Here is a 1,574-nt window from a genome sequence, read left to right as displayed (position 1 = left end):
GCCTAGACCGTATGATCGTTCATTCGAGGTGGCCCGCCCCCGGGGTAAGCTGAAGACGGGGATTGCTTCGGAAGGGCCGAAGCCGAGCCCCAAGCTTAAGCGAGGGCGGACCATGCAGGAGAATAGCGAACTTTTCGTCGGACTGGATGCTTCGAAGCTGAAGATATCGGTTGCGGTTGCCGCCGGCGAACGGACGGGTGAAGTGCGCTTTTACGGTGACATCTGCGCTGAACCGTCAACAGTGGCGTCGATGGTGGCCAAGCTGGCGAAGCGAGGTGCCAAGTTGCACTTCTGTTACGAGGCGGGTCCGACCGGCTACGATCTCTATCGCCAGATTATCGGTCTGGGCCATGAATGCACAGTCGTGGCGCCGTCGCTCGTTCCCAAGCGACCAGGCGACCGGGTCAAAACGAACCGTCGCGATGCTGTGAGCCTTGCCCGTCTCCATCGCGCCGGCGAGTTGACGCCCGTTTGGGTTCCGGACGTTGTGCATGAGGCCGTGCGCGATCTGGTGCGAGCTCGGGAAGGCGCCAACGACACGTTGAGGAAAGCCCGCCAGCAGCTCCAATCCTTTCTGCTTCGTCATGGCCAGATTTATACTGGCCGATCGCCTTGGACCCGGGCCCATACGCGATGGCTGACAACTCTGACCTTTGCCCATCCGATCCATCACATTGTGCTCGCCGAATACATCCAGGCAATCGAGGACGCTACCGTCAGAGTCAATCGACTGAGCAAGCAGGTCGCCGAAGCAACAGCTTCTTGGTCGATGGCGCCCGTCGTCGAGGCTTATCAGGCGATGCGGGGCATAGCGTTTCTCGCGGCCGTTACCTTTGTTGTCGAGATCGGGGACGTGCGGCGCTTCGAAACTGCTCCCCAGCTCATGGCCTATCTTGGCCTTGTTCCTTCCGAGAGTTCGACAGGCGAACGGGTTCGGCGCGGCGGTGTTACCAAGGCTGGCAATATGAGAGCGCGCCGCGTGCTGATCGAAGGAGCGTGGGCTTATCGCTTCCCAGCCAGAGTGAGCACCGACATCCAAAGACGGCTGGAGTTGTTGCCGAAATCGGTGCGAGAGATCGCTTGGAAGGGACAGGTCAGGTTATGCGCTCGCTATCGAAAGCTGATCATGGCCGGCAAGCTGAAGACGGTCGCCGTGACCGCGATAGCGCGAGAGATGGCCGCATTTTTATGGGCCATCGGGCAGGAAGTCACCCCTGCCGCCGTTGTGTAATGATGCCCTACTAGGCGGCCAGCACAGGAGAACGTCACCCAGAACATGCTCATCTGCTGTTGTGCAAAGCTGGGGACAGGACCCCGGTGGGGAAACCTCGTAACACCTATGTGGCAGACCCCAGGTCCATGCCCGATCCTAGACAGAGGCAGCCCCAGACGAACCTACGGAAATGCGGTACTCAACCCGCGCATAAGAGTTTGCCAGCCGTCGTCTAAAGTCCTGTCTCCTACTTTGCACATCTGCTTCGGTATTTTGGGTTTCGTCTCAATTGACGGAAAGGAAAATAGTCATGCCGAAGCCACTTGATCACGATCATAAGAGGTGTTCAGTCCCGGCATTT

At 58.8% G+C, this 1,574-nt stretch carries 1 protein-coding gene; it reads left to right on the top strand.

Features of this window, described 5'->3' with window-relative positions:
- Positions 1-112 precede the first annotated feature (112 nt).
- Entirely contained in the window at positions 113-1,231 is a 1,119-nt protein-coding gene (locus tag AC1DXN_RS30790) for an IS110 family RNA-guided transposase (RefSeq protein ID WP_477421814.1), read from the top strand.
- Positions 1,232-1,574 lie beyond the last annotated feature (343 nt).

The sequence above is a fragment of the Mesorhizobium sp. P2_H9 genome, assembly GCF_056403215.1.
The sequence above is the reverse complement of the archived record's forward strand: the minus strand, read 5'-3'. Positions and strand labels throughout refer to the sequence as shown.

Coding starts and splice junctions, on each gene's coding strand:
- AC1DXN_RS30790 (WP_477421814.1), top strand. CDS start 113: ATGCAGGAGAATAGCGAACTTTTCGTCGGACTGGATGCTTCGAAGCTG.